The organism is Kitasatospora sp. NPDC024654, assembly GCF_055559155.1.
This window is the reverse complement of the sequence record NZ_JBVHLF010000010.1, coordinates 40,113-55,212: the sequence shown is the minus strand read 5'-3', so window position 1 is coordinate 55,212 and position 15,100 is coordinate 40,113. Positions and strand designations below refer to the sequence as shown.

Sequence of the window (15,100 nt, the reverse complement as noted above, 5' to 3'; positions counted from 1 at the left end):
GAGCTGAGAGTCAGAGCGTGGGGCGTAGGGGAGCGGGCGACGTGGCGGGATCCTGGGGCCGGCTACGGACGCGGCGCCTTGGTGCCGTGAACGGCGGTGTACTCGGCGGCCAGCCAGGGGGCGAGGTCGTCGAGGAGCAGGGCGAGGATGGCGGGGTCGGCGGTGGGGGTGCGGGCGGCCGTCGCCGCCGCGCGCAACTGGGCGGCGCGGTCGGGGTGGTAGCGACCGAAGATCTCCGCGGACTCGGTGAGGTCGCTGGTCCAGCCGCCCCAGCGGGGCATCACCAGGGTGAAGCCGGTGCGGACGAGCTTGCGGGCGGCGCCACGGGCCAGGGCGCGCAGCTCGGCGTCCGTGCTCGCCGCGGCCCGCCGGGCCTGCCAGCGGGGCAGGCAGAGCGCCAGGTCGCCGTTGGTCTCCCGGGCCAGCAGGGGACTGGGCCGGTAGCGGGGGAGCCGGGTGGCGAGGTCGGGGCCGAGCAGCGGGGTGCAGAGGCAGCTGACGAACCAGCCCAGGTCGTGCCGCTCGAGGTCGCTCAGCAGGGTGGCGGTGCTGAAGAGCAGCACGCCCGCGCCGTCGATCTGCGGGAACGCGGCGTCGAGCGCGCTCTCCAGGGCGTCGGCGTCGGCCCGGTCGGCGGCGGTGGGCCGGTGCTGCAGGGCCAGCAGCAGGTCCAGGTCGGAGCTGCCGGGGCGGGCGGTGCCGCGCGGGACGCTGCCGTAGAGGTAGGCGCTGTGCAGGCGGTCGGGGGTGAAGGTCTGCGCGATGCGGGTGCGGGCGGCGACCACGACGGGGGCGAACTCGGGCGAGACGCGGCTCAGGGAGCCCTCGCGGGCGATCGTTCCGTCGGGGCGCAGTCCGCGAGTGGTCATGGGTTCACTCTGCCCGGGGGCGGCGGCGGCCGTCGATCGGATTACGGCGTGCGCCGGGCCCGGTCGTGGAGCGGGCGGGAGCGATGTCGGGTCGGGCCCGGGCGGGTGGGGTGCTGCGCGTTCCCCGCGGGTCCGGTCACCCGGCCGGGACGGTCGGGGTCCACGGGCCGTCCTCCGGGCGGGCCTCGTCGGGGCTGTTCGGCCACGGCGGCACGGTGACCGCGACGATCCGCAGCGGACCGGCGCCCACGCCGTCGGCGCGGAACTGGAAGGCGGTGCCCAGCGGGATGGTGGCGCTGGTGCCGGGGCGCAGCGGGATGCTGCTCTCGCGCCCGTCCTGGCGGCGCCAGAGCTGGCCGGAGCCCTCGGCGACGTACCAGATCTCCTGCACCGTGGCGTGTGAGACGGGATGCGAGACGGCACCCGGGGCGAGTTCGAACTGCGCGAAGCTCGCCGCGCCGGGCAGTCCGGCGAGTACCCGCACCAGCGCGCCGTCCGGCGCGGTGACGGTCGGGGCGTCGGCCAGCTCACAGGTCTCGAAGGGGAGGTGTTCCACGTGCTGCGGTCCTTCCGTCGACGGTGGCCCACCGGTTCCGGATCAGGCTAGTCGACGATGGCGGCCCGTGGCGTCCGGTGACGGACGGTCAGCGGGCGGCGGGTCAGTGACCGGTCCGTGAGGATCTGGTGAGCATCCCGCAGGATTCATAGGAGTTGCGGCATATGTCCCGTTGCCCGCCCTTGCTGGGTCCCTGACAGCCGCCTACCTTCTGCCCCGTGCCCGAACCACTGATCTCCGTCGTCCTCCCCGCCCATGACCTGCAAGGACAACTCGCCGAGTGTCTGGACTCGATCCTCGACCAGTCCTTCGGCGGGTTCGAGGTGATCGTCGTGGCCGACCGCTCGCCGCACACTCCGACCGAGGTCCCGCAGGCCGCCGACCCCCGGGTGACCGTGCTGCGGCTGAACGCGGAGGTCGGCGTCGGGCGTGCCCGCAACGCGGGCGTCGACCGGGCGGGCGGCCAGTACCTGCTCTTCCTGGACAGCGACCACCTGGTGGCGCCGGGCGCGTTCCTGGCCCTCGCCGACCGGCTGCGCGCCCTGGACACCCCGCCCGACCTGCTGCTCTTCGGTCACACCCGGCTGCACGCCGGGCGGATCTGGGCGGGCGGCGCGGCCGAACTGCTGGCCGCGGCCGGTGGTGACGGGGCCTTCGGCCCGCTCGACCACCCCGAGCTGTTCGCCGCCCCGGCCCAGGCCTGGGACCGGCTGATCAGCCGTCGGCACTGGGACGAGCAGGCGCTGGCCTTCCCGGACGGCCGCTACGAGGAGATCCCGCCGGTCCACCGGGCGATGCTGACGGCCGGCCGGCTGGCGGTGCTCGACGCCGAGCTGGTGCAGCTGCGCCGCCGCCAGACCGTGCACCCGGCCGGTTCGCCGGGCAGCAGCGAGTTCGACCTCTTCGACCAGTACGAGCAGAGCTTCGAGCTGCTGGACCGGGAGCCCGCCCTCGACCCGCTGCGGCCGTACCTGTTCACCCGGATGATCCAGCACTACCTGTTCGTCTTCGACCTCGCGGGCTGCGTCGCCCGGGCGGAGCGGCCGCGCTTCTTCCACCGCGCCGCCGAGGCCTACCAGCGTCGGGTCCCGGACGGCTACCGCCGGCCGGCCGGGCGCGCGGGCGTCAAGTTCTCGCTGCTCGCGGGCGGTGCGTACAGCGCGTTCGAGGTGGCCAAGCTCTCCCAGATCGCCCGCACCGCGGTGACCGGCCGCAACCGCCGCGGCGGCGCCCCGGAGCCCTCGGACGCCGCCTGACATCCACCGGGTCGTCGCTCAGCCCCGCCGCCAGGCGCGGGCGGCGGCGATCCGGCGGGCGGTGCTCGGATGGGTGGCGAAGAGCAGCTGCAGCGCCCGTGGCGGGTCCACGTCGGCCACGTTGGTCAACGCGAGCCGGCGCTGCATCGCGATGAACTGCCCAGGATCGCCGGTGAGTTCGAGCGCGTGCCGGTCCGCGCGGGTCTCCATCCGGCGGCTCGCCGCGCAGCGCGGCGGCCCGGTCAGCGCGCTCAACACCGTGGCGCAGGCGGCCAGCAGCGGCAGCGACCGCGGGTCGGCGATCCCGCCGCCCGGCCCGCCCACCGCGACGCCGGCGGCGGAGAGCAGCGGAGGCAGACCGGTCAGGCCGCCGAGCGCGGCCACCGCGACGGCCGCGCCGAGCGCCCCGAGCACCGTCCCGACCAGCACGTCGCGATGCTTGACGTGCCCCAGCTCGTGCGCCACCACCAGCTCCACCTCGCGCGGGTCGGCGGTGGCCAGCAGCGTGTCGTAGGCGACGATCCGGCGGGTCGCGCCCAGCCCGGAGACGTACGCGTTGAGCGCGGTGGTGCGCCGCGAGGCGTCGGCGACCAGGACGTCCCGCACCCGGATCCCGTCCCGCTCGGCCAGCCCGAGCAGCGCGTCGCGCAGCTCGCCCGCCGGCAGCGGCGTGAACCGGTTGAAGAGCGGCTCGACCACCAGCGGGAAGAGGAACGAGAAGCCCACGGTCAGCAGCGCCGCGGCCGCCGCGGCCGGCAGCCACCAGCGGCCCGGCGAGCGGCCGGTCAGCGCGTAGAGCCCGAGCGCGACCGGCAGCGCGATCAGCAGGGTCAGCGCCAGCCCGCGCAGCAGGTCCACCGTCCAGCCGCGCCAGCCCTGGGTGACCAGCCCGTACGCCTGCCGGACCGAGCGCACCCGGGCGCCGAACGGCAGCGCGACCAGCTGTCCGAGCAGCACCAGCGCGGCCGCGCCGGCCAGTACCCGGGCGCTGCGCGAGCCGCCGAACAGCCCGCCGGCCCAGGTCACCAGGTGTGCGCCGGCCGGGGTCAGGCCGAGCAGCAGGGCCAGCGCCAGCCCGGCGACCCGCCCGCCCAGCGCCCACGGCAGCTGCGCCCGGCGCAGCGCCCGGCCGCGGGCCAGCTGTTCGGGCGTGAAGTCGGGCCCGCCGACTTCCGGTTCACTCTCCGCCGTGCTGCCCATCCGTCACCTCTCACCCGAACCACCGAAACCACCCGAACCACCGAAACCACCGGGGCCACCGAAACCACCGGGACCACCCGAGCCACCGGAGCCATCCGGCGCGCCGCCACCGCCACGGTACGGCCTCTCACTCCGCGCCCCGCGCCAGGGCGAGCAGCAGCGCGACGTCGTCCGCCCGGTGCGCCGAGCGGCGGGCGTCGCCGACCAGCCGGTCGGCCAGCTCCTCCAGCGAGCCCGCGTCGCCGTGCGCGAGGGCGACCCGCAGCCGGTCCACCCCGAGGTCGATCTCGATGCCCGGCTCCTCGACCAACCCGTCGGTGTACAGCGCCAGCACCGAGCCGGGTGGCAGCTCCAGCTTGCTGACCGGGAATTCGCCGCCGGTGTCGATACCGAGCAGCGGGCCGCCGGGCAGGTCGAGCACCTCGGCCCGCCCGTCCGCGTGGCGCAGCAGCGGCGGCAGATGGCCGGCCCGGACGGCCCGCGCGGCCCGGGTGGTGCCGTTCGGCCGCGCCGGCTCGGCGGACTCCAGCTCGACCAGCAGGCAACTGGCCAGCAGGCCCGGGCCGAGCTCGGCCAGCAGTCGGTCGGTGTGCTCCATCACCTCGTCGGGGGAGAGTCCGCAGCTGGTGAACGCCCGTACCGCACTGCGCAGTTGCCCCATGGTGGCGGCCGCCGCCACGCTGTGCCCCTCGACGTCGCCGATCACCAGGGTGAGCCCGCGGGTGGTGGGGATCACGTCGTACCAGTCGCCGCCGATCTCCATGCCGACCGTTCCGGGCAGGTAGCGGGCCGCGATGACCAGGCCCGGCGCCTGCGGCATCCGGTGCGGCAGCAGGGCGTGTTGCAGGCCGCGGGCCAGCGCGAACTCGGTGTCGTAGAGCCGGGCCCGCTCCAGTGCCTGGGCGATCAGGCCGCCCAGCGCGGTCAGCACCCCGCGGTCCTCCGGGGTGAACCGGCGCTGCTCGTCGAAGCCCAGGATGCAGCTGCCGACCGGGTGGCCGGAGGCGATCAGCGGCAGGAACGCCCAGGAGGACCGCTCGTCCAGCGGGAGGCCCGGATAGGCGGCGGCGAGCGCCTCGGGTGACTCGAAGAAGATCGGGGTCCCGGAGCTGAGCGTCTCCACCCCGGGCACCCGGGCGCGCATCGGGATGCCCTCGAAGCGGTCCAGGAAGCCCTCCGGGTAGCCGACCTCCAGCGCGAGGTGCAGTCGGCCGTCGCGGGCCACGTACACCGCCAGCTGCTGGCCGCCGAAGGCCGGCAGGATCAGCTCGGCGACCGTCTCGCAGACCTCCCGGACGGTCACCGCCTGGGTCAGCACGCTGGCCAGCTGCAGCAGGTGGTACATCCCGCCCAGGCCGGCCGGCGGCACCGGCTCGGGGGCCGCCGCGGGCGGGGCGGCGTCCGGCCGGACCCGCACCGGTCCCAGCGCCGGGGGCGGGGCGGGCACCACCGTGCCGGTCACCCCGTGCGCGTCCGGGTAGAGCGAGAAGGCCAGCCAGCGGTCGGGCGGGCGGCAGGCCAGGAACGAGGTCGGCTGCTGGGAGAGCATCGCGGCCCGGTAGCGGTCCTCGTAGGCCGGGTCGGCCAGCCAGGGCAGCGCCTCCCAGGGGTGGCGGCCCAGCAGGTCCTCGCGGCGGCTGCCGAGCAACGTCTCGGTGATGTGGTTGGTGTGGGTGATCCAGCCGTCCGGGTCGAGCGCGAAGACGCCGTGCCGCAGCCGTTCGACCGCGCCCGCGGCGGCCGCGCCGGTCCGGGTGTCCAGTACGGCGCCGACCAGCCGCTCGCCGGGCCGGCTCGCCGGGCCGGCCGGACCGGGCACCCGGCCCCACAGCTCGATCGGCCACGGCGGGCCGCCCGGCTCGTCCGGCAGGACGCGCAGCCGCACCGCGCGGACCGCGCCGTCCGCGCGGGCCCGCGCGGCGATCGAGTGGAAGACCGGGCGGTCGTCCGGGTGCAGGCGGTCCGCCAGGGTCTCGGCCCGGCCGTCGAAGGCCGCCGGGTCGGCCAGCCCGAACACCGCGCAGGCCCGGGCGTCGGCGGCGACCGTGTCGGTGGCGAGGTCCCAGTCGAAGAGACCGACGCTGGCGGCCGGCCCCGCGAGGGCGGGCAGCTCGACGATGGTGGGCGTGCGGTTGGGGCAGGCGGCGGCCGGGCCGCCGCCTGCCGCCAGCGCGGCGCCCAGCCGGTTGGCGATGGTCCGCAGGTGGCGGCGGGCGTTCGGGGCGGCGGCGTCCGTGCCGGCCCGCCAGAACGCGCACAGCACACCGAGCCGCTCCCCGCCGGCGGTCACCGGGACGCACACGGTGGCGAACGCGTACGGCAGGCCGACCAGCAGCTGCGGGAAGCGTCGCAGGGTCTCCTCGGCCCCGGAGAGGCTGACCGTGCGGCCGCTGCGATAGGCGGCGGCGATCGGCAGCGGGCTGCGGACCGGCAGCCGTCGGAACCCGCTCAACAGCGACACCGGGACCCCGGCCGCCGCGCTGAGCAGCAGCGAGCGATCGTCGGGCGAGCGCAGGTAGGCGACGCAGCCGTACGCGTCGGTGCTCTGCACGGACTTCCGGACGGCGACCGCGAGCGGGGACTCGGGAGGGCCGGGGGCGTCCGGGGCGCGGCGCGGATCGGGCCCGGCCGGGGATCCGGCGGGAACGCCACGGCGCCGGCGGGCGCCGGCGGGGTCGTCCCCGTCGCGCGTCGCCCTGGTACCGCCGGCTACGTGCGGACCTCCCCGGTCCGACGGCACACCCTGGCGCATCTCTTCTCTGTACGCCCGCCCACCAGGGGTGTCAAGGCGGGCTCAGCTCGCCCGGAGGTCCGGCCGCCGGTCGTTGCCGCGCATCGGGCTCCCCGGCGGGTAGTCGAAGTCGCACTCGCCAGGTCAGGGGCGGGGGAGGCGTTCCACGGCGACCAGGGCCGCGTCGTCGCGGAGGTGGCCGCCGGCGTGGTGGAGCAGATCCCGGCGGACGTGCCGCAGCAGGTCGGCCGGGCCGTCGGTGTTCCAGGCGGTCAGCCGTTCGGTGAGGGGATAGCAGACGTGGTCCGCGTCGCGCGCCTCGATCACCCCGTCGGTGTAGATCAGCAGTCGGCCGTCGGGTGGGAACGGGAAGCTCTCCGGACGGTAGCGGGACTCCACCGGCCCGCCCAGGCTGCCCGGACCCAGCGGCGGCCCGGGCCGCGGCGAGTTCAGCGGGACCACCCGGCCCCCGTGCAGCAGCAGGGGCGGCGGGTGGCCGCAGTTGATCAGCTGGATCGTGCCGCCGTCGTCCGGGACGTCCAGGACCACCGCGGTGATGAAGGACTCGCCGGCCTCGGCCGACCCGCCGCTGCCCACCGAGCGCTCGAGCTGCCCGGTCGCTGCCGCCTCGGCCTCGCCGTCCGCCGTCGCGGCGAGGTCCCGGCTGACGCTCCCGTCCAGGTACGCCGCCAGCTTCGGTAGCTCGGCCTGCAGGTGCGCGGCGGCCCGGAAGGCGCCCAGCAGAAGGGCGGCCTCGCCGAGGGAGGTGAGCCCCTTGCCGCGGACGTCCCCGACGATCAGCCGGATCCCGCCCGCGGTCCGGGCCGCGGCGTAGAGGTCGCCGCCGACCTGCGCCTCCTCCTCGGCGGCGAGGTAGACCGAGGCGATCCGCAGCGAAACCATCCGGGGCGGCAGGGGCCTGAGCAGCACCCGCTGGGCGGCTTCGGCGACCGAGCGGACCTGCACCAGCTCGCGGGCCCGCCGGTCGCGCAGCGCCGTGTACACCACCACCACCGCCGAGACCACGAACAGCGCGGCGAGCCGGGTCTCGTGGTTGGACGTGCTCACGCCGCCGTGCAGCACACTGATCATGAGCAGCGCGGCCAGCGAGACCAGGCCGACCAGCACGGTGAGTCCGGCGCCCGCGAACGAGGCGGTGATCGCGGGCGCGACCACCAGCAGCGGCCCGAGGTGGACGTCCTGCGGCGAGAGCACGTCGATGACGCCAGGATCAGCGCAAGGGGCAGGGGCACCAGGACACTGCGGCTCCGCCGGGGCCGGTGAAGAGCTTCGGAACGCTGCCGGACGGGCACCCCTCCTCCTTACACCCACCCCGTTGCCGATGCACCGCGAGCCCGGCGCGCCCTCAGACCGGGCCCGCGGTCCGGCGGTCGGTCCAGTCGCCGGAGGGGATCAGCGTCGGTGCCGCGCGCAGCCGGGCGGCCTGGGCGGGGCCGGCCAGGTAGACCCAGGCCGGCCGGGCGCGCTGCTCCGGGGCGTCCGTGACCTGGACCGGCAGCTGGACCCGGACGTACAGGCCGCTGCCGTCCGGCCGGCACTCCTCCAGCTCGTCCAGCTCGGTCAGCACCCGTGCGTAGACGTCCGGCCGGATGGTGAGCAGGTCGCCGACGACCCGTCGGCCGGGCGCGGGGACGGCGTACGGGAACCCGGGCCCGTCGTGCAGCGCGGCGCCCGCCAGCACGGCCGGCCGGGCCTCGGTGCAGCGCCCGGTGAGGTGGCGGTCGTGGTTGACCAGTCCGGGGCGCAGCGTGCCGTAGACGAAGAACGGCAGCTGGGACGGGGAGCCGGTCGGTCGCTCGGCCACGGCGGACCTCCTGCGGGTGCCTGCGGGCCCTGGGCGGCGTGCGCCAGGGGTGCGTCGCATCCTGCCACGCGCCGGGCGGGTGGCGGCAGGGGGCGCCGGCCGGCGTGCGGTGCCCGGTGACGGCCGGTGCTCGGCGCCCGGGCGGGGCCGGGCGGGGGCCGGACGGCGGTCGTACCGTGGGGAGAAGGGGGCGAGCGAAGGAGTCCCTGATGCCTGGTTCCGTCACCATCGGCCACCTTGAGGCCACCGCCACCCTCGACCACTCCGACGCCCATCGGCTCGCCGAGCTGCTGGACGAGCTGGGCCATCTGATGGCCGTGGCGGGCCCGAACCGCCTCACCGACGCGCAGCTCGGCGCGCTCCGGGCGGGGCAGGCACCGAGTCGCGAGGAGTTGGCCCGCTTCTGCCGGGGGGTCGCGGCCCGGCTGCACGACCAACTGCACGAGAAGCCGCACGGCGGGATGTAGTCGGCTGGACGGCGCCCGGGCGGCTCGCCCCGGCGCCGCCGCCCGCCCGGCCGCTGACTGCCGGTCAACCGGGCGGGGTAGGGAGGGAAATAGCGCGGGCCGGAGCCTTGACACCGATCGACGCTGCGTGAGTACATGCCAAGCGCATCAAAAGTCGACGTGCTGCCGGAAAGGCGACGAACGCCCCGTGAAGACATTCCCGCACCGGCGCCGGCGCGCCCTGGCCGCCCCCGTCGCGGTGCTGGCCCTCGCCGCCGCGCTCTGCCTCCCGGCGGCCACCGCGTCCGCCGCGCCGGCCACCGCCTCGTCCGCGTCCCCGGCCGCTGCCGGTGCCCGGGCCGCCGCCCCTGGCGCCGGCAAGGTCGAGACCGACTACGCCGACCCGGTCACCGCGCTGCCGCCGGTCAGTCGCCCGGACACCCCGTACTGCACGGTCACCGCGATGCGGCACGACTTCGCCAACAGCTACGGCCAGCCCTTCACCGGCACCCTCACCCCGCCCAAGGACTGCCCCGGCCCGTGGTCGAAGGTGGTGCTGGACTGGTCCGGCAGCGTCGCGGGCCGCCAGTACGACCGGCTCGCCGGTGTCTGGATCGGCGGCGCGGAGGTGTTCCGCACCAGCACCCCGGAGCCGGACCCGTCCGGCATCCACTGGCACGTCGACCAGGACCTCAGCAGCTTCATCCCGCTGCTGCGCACCCCGCAGCCGGTGGTGGTGGACCTCGGCAACATCGTCGACTCCACCTACACCGGCGTCTACCACATGACCATGACGGTCACCTACTACCAGGCCGACCGCCGGTACCCGCCGGCTGCCACCGCCGACCAGGTGCTCCCGGTCTCGCAGTCCACCACCGCGCCCGGCTGGTGGACCCTCGGCAAGGGGCAGAGCGCCACGGCCTCGCTGACCTTCCCGCGCAACCTCACCGGCGCCCGGCTCCAGCTCTACGCCCGTGGCGGCGGCTGCGAGGAGTTCTGGTACTCCAACGTGCCCGACGCCTACGCGGCCCAGCACCCCTCGTACGGGCTGTGCGGCGGCGGCAGCTACCGCGAGGTGCAGGTGCTGGTGGACGGCCGGCTCGCCGGCACCGTCCAGCCGTTCCCGGCGATCTACACCGGCGGGATCAGCCCGCTCATGTGGCGTCCGATCCCGAGCATCGACGCGTTCCGCACCCAGCCGTACGACGTCGACCTCACCCCGTTCGCCGGCACCCTGACCGACGGTCGGCCGCACACCGTCACCCTGCTGCCGCCGGCCGGCGCCAGCGACCTGTGGACCATCGACGGCAGCCTCTTCCTGACCACCGACCGGCTGCGGCAGCAGACCACCGGTGCGGTCACCGCCGACACCATCCGGTCCGCGCCGACGCTCGGCACCACGCAGTCCACCCGGCCGGACGGCAGCGACCTGATCACCACCACCGCCGGGCGGGACTGGACCGTGCAGGGCTACGTCGACACCTCGCGCGGCCGGATCACCACCCGGGTCGACCAGCACACCGACTACCGCAACAGCAACACCATCGCCGACCAGGGCCAGCGGCAGGTCACCTCGCAGCGGGACAGCGGCTGGACCCGGACCACCACCAGCACCGGGAGCGGCTGGGACCGGCCGGAGGTCTCCCGCGCCGGCTGGTCCTACCCGATCGACGTGACCAGCGGCTACACGCCGGGCGCGAACGCCGACAGCTACCTGGCCAGCGGTCAGGTGACGGTGGCCCGCCACCTGGACGAGCAGACCCTGCGCGGCGGCTCCTGGCGGGACCAGGCCCGGACCGACGACGAGCTGACCGCCCAGGGCGTGCTGGACCGGGAGTCCGGCACCATCGTCCAGGCGGACGGCAGCGGGCGTGAGCACTACGTCGGGACGACCGCGAACGGGGGCTGCTACGACCACGAACTGGCTGCCGACCACGGCTACGTGACGCTCGACCGGGTGCGCGACTGCGGGTAGCCGCGGACCGGTCGCCGGGGAAGGGCTCGGGGCGAGTGGTGCCGACCACGCTCCGGGCCTTCCGGCGCTTCCCGCCGGTGGATTTCCCCGTGCGGTGTCGCCGGGATTTCCGGGGCCATTTTCCCCCGTCCACGAATTACCTGACAGGCCGTCGGAAAAGAGATTCGGCATCCCGTGGGCCGGACCCGTCGCCAGGTCAGGCGGGTCCGCCGGCCCGCCCGCTGTCTGGACGTCAGTCCGATCCGGGCGGGTCGCGGGACGACGTGGTGAGATCTCCGTCACATTCCGTCCTGCCGGGTTTCCGGCAGTTGAACGGTGACGCATCCGTGACCTGCGGAAACCCCTGATGTGCCATTGTGAACGTGAAGAATTCGACAAGGTTCGCGGTAGAGTTGATCTTGTTTATCCGGCTTGTTCTACGATTCACTCTTGCGGGTGTCAGCGGCGGAACGGGGTGCGGCCGTCTTCCTGTGAGTGCGGCCAGGGCTGGACACGGCCTTGGCGCTTGAGGTCTGACGAGAGTGAGAGCACCGGTTGCGTAAGAGGATTGCGGAGCACCGCCGTGCCCGGAGGTCGGGTGACCGGCGGGAACGCGCCCCCGAGGCCCGGATGGCAAGGCGGCTGGCCGTCCTGCCCGCCCTGGCGACCCTGTCCGGCTGTGATCCGACGGGCGGTGGCGGCCCGGCCCTCTGGACGGCCGGTGCCGCGGTGGCCGTGGTCCTGGTGGGCGGCACCGCCGTGGTCGTCCGCCGGGCGACCGCCCGCCCGTTGGAGCAGGCCCGCGACCAGGCCGCCAGGAACCTCGGCACACTGCTCGACGAGCGGGCCGGCCTGGCCACCGAGCGCGACGAGCAGCGGGCCAAGGTGCAGGCGCTGACCGGTGAGCGCCAGCTGCTGCTCCAGGAGCGCGAGGAACTGCACCGCCAGCAGCACGAGTTGACCCGGCAGTGGACCGAGGCGGCGGCCGTGCACCGGGAGACCGCCGCCCGGGTCGACGAACTGCTCCAGCAGCAGGCCCAGTTGCTGGCCGAACGGGATGCCCTCGGCCAGCAGCGGAACGAACTCGGCCGGCAGCGCGACGCGTTGATCCAGGAGCGGGACGAGCTCCAGGGCAGTGTGGACGCCACCTTCGTCAACCTCGCGATGCGCACCCTGACCCTGGTCGAGCGGCAGCTGGTGCTGATCGAGGCGCTGGAGGGCCGGGAGGCCGACACGGCGCAGCTGGAGAGCCTCTTCCGGCTCGACCACCTGGCCACCCGGATGCGCCGCAACAGCGAGAACATGCTGCTGCTGGCGGGCCTGGAGAACAGCCAGCGCAGCCGCAAGACGGTGACCCTGCTGGACGTGGTGCGCGCCGCGGTCTCCGAGATCGAACGGTACGAGCGGGTCAAGCTGGGCTTCCTGGCGGCCGTCCGGCTCAGCGGCGCGGTCGCCGACGACACCAGCCACCTGCTCGCCGAGCTGCTGGAGAACGCCACCGCGTTCTCGCCGCCGCAGGACCAGGTGGAGATCGGCGGCTGGCTGCTGGACAACGGCGAGCTGATGATCTCGGTGATCGACCACGGCATCGGCCTGCCCGCCGAGCGGCTGCGGGCGCTCAACGAGCAGCTCGCCGAGCCGACGGTCCCCGCCGGGGCTCCGGGCGTCGGCGCGGAGTCCGGGAAGCGGGCCACCGAGCGGCGGGACGCGCTGCTCGCGGGGGCGTTGACCGGGCGGAGCATGGGCCTGTTCGTGGTGGCCCGGCTGGCCCGACGGCACGACATCCGGGTGCAGCTGCGGGAGAGCGCGGAGGGCGGCGGCGTGACCGCGATGGTCGTGCTGCCGCGCGAGGCGCTGCAGCAGGACTCGGTCAGCACGGCGGACCTCGACGAGCAGCGGCGCGCGGAGCGCAGCGCGACCTCGGCGGCGGTGCAGGCGCGGGCGGCGGCCACGGAGTCGTCCGGCGTGCCCACGACCGCGACCGCGCCCACCTCCGCGCCTTCGCCCAAGCCGGCTCCGGCTCCCGTGTCCGGTGACGCCGAGCTGCCCGCGCTGCCGCGGCGCAAGCCCGCGGGTGCGGAGGGCGGCGCCGCGAAGGCCGGTACCGGAACCGGGAGCGAAGGCGGGAGCCCGGCCGTCCCGACCGGCCGTGGGCGACACGCCGCCGCGCCGGCCACGGGTGGGGCCGAGCAGGCGCAGCTGCCGGACCTGCCGGACCTGCCGGCCCGTCGCGACTACGCGGGCCCGGCCATCCCCCGCCGGGGCCCCGCCGCGCCGGCTGAGCCCGCCGTGCCCGCTGAGTCCCCCGCACACGCCGTCTCGCCCACGCCTCGCCCGGACCAGCCGGAGGACAGCAGCGTGACGACCGTGCTCGGCCTGCCCCGCCGCGTCCCGCGTGGCAACGGCCTGCCGGGCACCGGCGAGACCCCGGCCTCCGGCCTGCGCCGGATCGCCGCCGAGCCCGAGACCACCGCGGCGCCGTCCTCGCGCCCCGCCCCCGTCACCCCCACCGCACCGGACGCTTCCACCGCGCCCACCGCACCGCCCCGCTCCGGGATCACCCCCGAGGAGCTTCGCCGCAGACTCGGCGGTTTCCAGAACGGACTGCGGCAGGCAGCCCGTGAGACCGCCGCCGAGGGACAGGACCAATGACCGACTTCCCCAACCCCCCGTCCGCCGCCACCCCGCTCCCGGTCCGTTCCCTGGCGCCCGCGCCCGGGCCCGTCCCGGTGGTGAGCCAGGCCGCGAAGAACGTCCGCTGGCTGCTCGACGACTTCCTCGGCACGGTGGCCGGTGTCGCCGACGCCGTGGTGGTCTCCTCCGACGGCCTGCTGCTCGCCGACTCGCAGGACGGTGTGCGCAGTGACGAACTCTCCGCCATCGTCTCGGCGTTGACCAGTCTCGCGGCCGGCGTGGCCCGAGTGCTGGAGTTCGGCGGAGCCAAGCAGACCATGGTGACGATGGACCAGGGCCACCTGGTGGTGATGGCCATCAGCGACGGCTCCTGCCTCGGCGTCTACGCCACGCTCAGCTGTGACCTGGGTGTGCTGGCCTACCAGATGGCGTTGCTCGTCGAGCGCGCCGGTCACGCGCTGACGCCGCAGGTGCGTAGCGAACTCCACCGGGCGATGGCCGTCCGATGAACCCAGAGGAGGTGGGTGGCATGCCCGGCACTGCGGGTGGTTCCAGCAGCGGCCACGCTGGTGGCAGTACCGGTCCCGGCACCGGTCCCGGCCCCGGCCGGCGGACCGACACGGCCCGTCCGGGGCAGGGACGTTCGTCCCGGGTCCGGCCGTACGCGATCACTCGTGGGCGGACCAGGTTCGGCCGGGTGCTGCTGGTGGAGACCCTGGTCTCGGCGTTGAACCGGCCGGCCGACCCGGCCGACCGCAGCCTGCCCGAGCTGGCCGCGATCTGCGACGTCTGCCGCGGTCAGATGCGCTCGATCGCGGAGATCTCGGCGCTGCTGCGGATCCCGCTCGGGGTGGTGAAGGTGCTGGTCAGCGACCTCGCCGACCAGGGCCGGATCCGGGTGCACGGCACCGACACGCTCGGCGTGGGGCTGGACGGTACGGACGCGATGGCGGGGACGTCGAAGCGGGATCTGCTGGAGAGGGTGCTGGGTGGACTTCGCAAGCTCTGATTCCGCGCCCGGGGCGGGCGCGGTCCCGCCGGGCATCCCGCTGGTGGGCAACGCCACCTCCACCAAGATCGTGGTGGCGGGCGGCTTCGGCGTCGGCAAGACCACCTTCGTCCGCTCGGTCTCGGAGATCCCGCCGCTCACCACCGAAGCCGTGATGACCGAGGCCGGCGCCGGCGTGGACGACGCCAGCGCCGTGCCGGAGAAGACCTCGACCACGGTGGCGATGGACTTCGGCCGGATCAGTCTGGCGCCGGACCTGGTGCTCTACCTCTTCGGCACGCCCGGCCAGGGCCGCTTCTGGTTCATGTGGGACGACCTGGTACGTGGCGCGGTCGGCGCCGTCGTGCTCGTCGACACCCGCCGACTGGCCGACTCCTTCCCGGCGTTGGACTACTTCGAGGGCAGCGGGCTGCCGTTCGTCGTCGCGGTCAACCAGTTCGACGACGCCCCGGCCTACTCGGCCGAGGCCGTCCGCGACTCGCTGGCCGTGCCGGCGCACGTCCCGGTGCTGATCTGCGACGCGCGGCAGCGGGCCTCGACGGTGCAGGTCCTCACGGAGCTGGTGGTCCACGCCCTCGCCGAGGAGACCGCGCCCACCGCTGTCTGACCCTCCCCCTTCC

The 15,100-nt window shown here is 75.2% G+C and carries 13 protein-coding genes; 7 read left to right on the top strand and 6 right to left on the bottom strand.

Going from position 1 to position 15,100, the window contains the following annotated elements; genetic code table 11:
* Positions 1-62 precede the first annotated feature (62 nt).
* Both ACZ38L_RS08920 and ACZ38L_RS08915 read right to left on the bottom strand, forming a co-directional pair.
* On the bottom strand, positions 63-869 hold the full coding sequence (locus ACZ38L_RS08920) for a nucleotidyltransferase domain-containing protein (protein WP_465690693.1): 807 nt from the start codon (positions 867-869) through the stop codon (positions 63-65).
* A gap of 136 nt (positions 870-1,005) precedes the next feature.
* Positions 1,006-1,425: a cupin domain-containing protein gene (locus tag ACZ38L_RS08915; protein ID WP_465690690.1), complete on the bottom strand. Its 420-nt coding sequence runs from the start codon at positions 1,423-1,425 to the stop codon at positions 1,006-1,008.
* Positions 1,426-1,643: 218 nt separating this feature from the next.
* Between ACZ38L_RS08915 and ACZ38L_RS08910 the strand changes: the two genes are divergently transcribed.
* On the top strand, positions 1,644-2,681 hold the full coding sequence (locus ACZ38L_RS08910; RefSeq protein ID WP_465690688.1) for a glycosyltransferase family 2 protein: 1,038 nt from the start codon (positions 1,644-1,646) through the stop codon (positions 2,679-2,681).
* A gap of 18 nt (positions 2,682-2,699) precedes the next feature.
* Here ACZ38L_RS08910 and ACZ38L_RS08905 read toward each other — a convergent pair whose 3' ends face one another.
* The 4 genes from ACZ38L_RS08905 to ACZ38L_RS08890 form a co-directional block, all read right to left on the bottom strand.
* Positions 2,700-3,881, bottom strand: coding sequence for a M48 family metalloprotease (locus ACZ38L_RS08905; RefSeq protein ID WP_465690686.1), 1,182 nt, complete (start codon positions 3,879-3,881; stop codon positions 2,700-2,702).
* Positions 3,882-4,008: 127 nt separating this feature from the next.
* Positions 4,009-6,633, bottom strand: coding sequence for a SpoIIE family protein phosphatase (locus ACZ38L_RS08900; protein WP_465690684.1), 2,625 nt, complete (start codon positions 6,631-6,633; stop codon positions 4,009-4,011).
* Positions 6,634-6,756: 123 nt separating this feature from the next.
* Complete coding sequence (locus ACZ38L_RS08895) at positions 6,757-7,827, bottom strand: PP2C family protein-serine/threonine phosphatase (RefSeq protein WP_465690682.1); 1,071 nt, start codon at positions 7,825-7,827, stop codon at positions 6,757-6,759.
* Positions 7,828-7,978: 151 nt separating this feature from the next.
* Positions 7,979-8,437, bottom strand: a complete 459-nt coding sequence (locus ACZ38L_RS08890; RefSeq protein ID WP_465690680.1) for a gamma-glutamylcyclotransferase family protein — start codon at positions 8,435-8,437, stop codon at positions 7,979-7,981.
* A gap of 209 nt (positions 8,438-8,646) precedes the next feature.
* Between ACZ38L_RS08890 and ACZ38L_RS08885 the strand changes: the two genes are divergently transcribed.
* The 6 genes from ACZ38L_RS08885 to ACZ38L_RS08860 all read left to right on the top strand — a co-directional run bounded on the left by ACZ38L_RS08885 (position 8,647) and on the right by ACZ38L_RS08860 (position 15,087).
* On the top strand, positions 8,647-8,904 hold the full coding sequence (locus ACZ38L_RS08885; RefSeq protein ID WP_465690678.1) for a hypothetical protein: 258 nt from the start codon (positions 8,647-8,649) through the stop codon (positions 8,902-8,904).
* 187 nt (positions 8,905-9,091) lie between these two features.
* On the top strand, positions 9,092-10,858 hold the full coding sequence (locus ACZ38L_RS08880) for a peptide-N4-asparagine amidase (RefSeq protein WP_465690676.1): 1,767 nt from the start codon (positions 9,092-9,094) through the stop codon (positions 10,856-10,858).
* 609 nt (positions 10,859-11,467) lie between these two features.
* Complete coding sequence (locus ACZ38L_RS08875) at positions 11,468-13,489, top strand: sensor histidine kinase (protein WP_465690674.1); 2,022 nt, start codon at positions 11,468-11,470, stop codon at positions 13,487-13,489.
* Positions 13,486-13,980, top strand: a complete 495-nt coding sequence (locus ACZ38L_RS08870) for a roadblock/LC7 domain-containing protein (RefSeq protein WP_465690672.1) — start codon at positions 13,486-13,488, stop codon at positions 13,978-13,980. Before ACZ38L_RS08875 ends, ACZ38L_RS08870 begins: the two co-directional genes overlap by 4 nt.
* A gap of 20 nt (positions 13,981-14,000) precedes the next feature.
* Entirely contained in the window at positions 14,001-14,480 is a 480-nt protein-coding gene (locus ACZ38L_RS08865) for a DUF742 domain-containing protein (protein ID WP_465690670.1), read from the top strand.
* Entirely contained in the window at positions 14,461-15,087 is a 627-nt protein-coding gene (locus tag ACZ38L_RS08860; RefSeq protein ID WP_396562512.1) for a GTP-binding protein, read from the top strand. The genes ACZ38L_RS08865 and ACZ38L_RS08860 overlap by 20 nt, the downstream gene beginning before the upstream one ends.
* The last annotated feature ends 13 nt before the right edge of the window (positions 15,088-15,100 follow it).

What these genes read in the sequence shown, in the direction of transcription:
- ACZ38L_RS08875 (WP_465690674.1), top strand. Translation starts at nt 11,468, where the DNA reads ATGGCAAGGCGGCTGGCCGTCCTGCCCGCCCTGGCGACCCTGTCCGGC.
- ACZ38L_RS08865 (WP_465690670.1), top strand. Translation starts at nt 14,001, where the DNA reads ATGCCCGGCACTGCGGGTGGTTCCAGCAGCGGCCACGCTGGTGGCAGT.
- ACZ38L_RS08920 (WP_465690693.1), bottom strand. Translation starts at nt 869, where the DNA reads ATGACCACTCGCGGACTGCGCCCCGACGGAACGATCGCCCGCGAGGGC.
- ACZ38L_RS08870 (WP_465690672.1), top strand. Translation starts at nt 13,486, where the DNA reads ATGACCGACTTCCCCAACCCCCCGTCCGCCGCCACCCCGCTCCCGGTC.
- ACZ38L_RS08905 (WP_465690686.1), bottom strand. Translation starts at nt 3,881, where the DNA reads ATGGGCAGCACGGCGGAGAGTGAACCGGAAGTCGGCGGGCCCGACTTC.
- ACZ38L_RS08900 (WP_465690684.1), bottom strand. Translation starts at nt 6,633, where the DNA reads ATGCGCCAGGGTGTGCCGTCGGACCGGGGAGGTCCGCACGTAGCCGGC.
- ACZ38L_RS08885 (WP_465690678.1), top strand. Translation starts at nt 8,647, where the DNA reads ATGCCTGGTTCCGTCACCATCGGCCACCTTGAGGCCACCGCCACCCTC.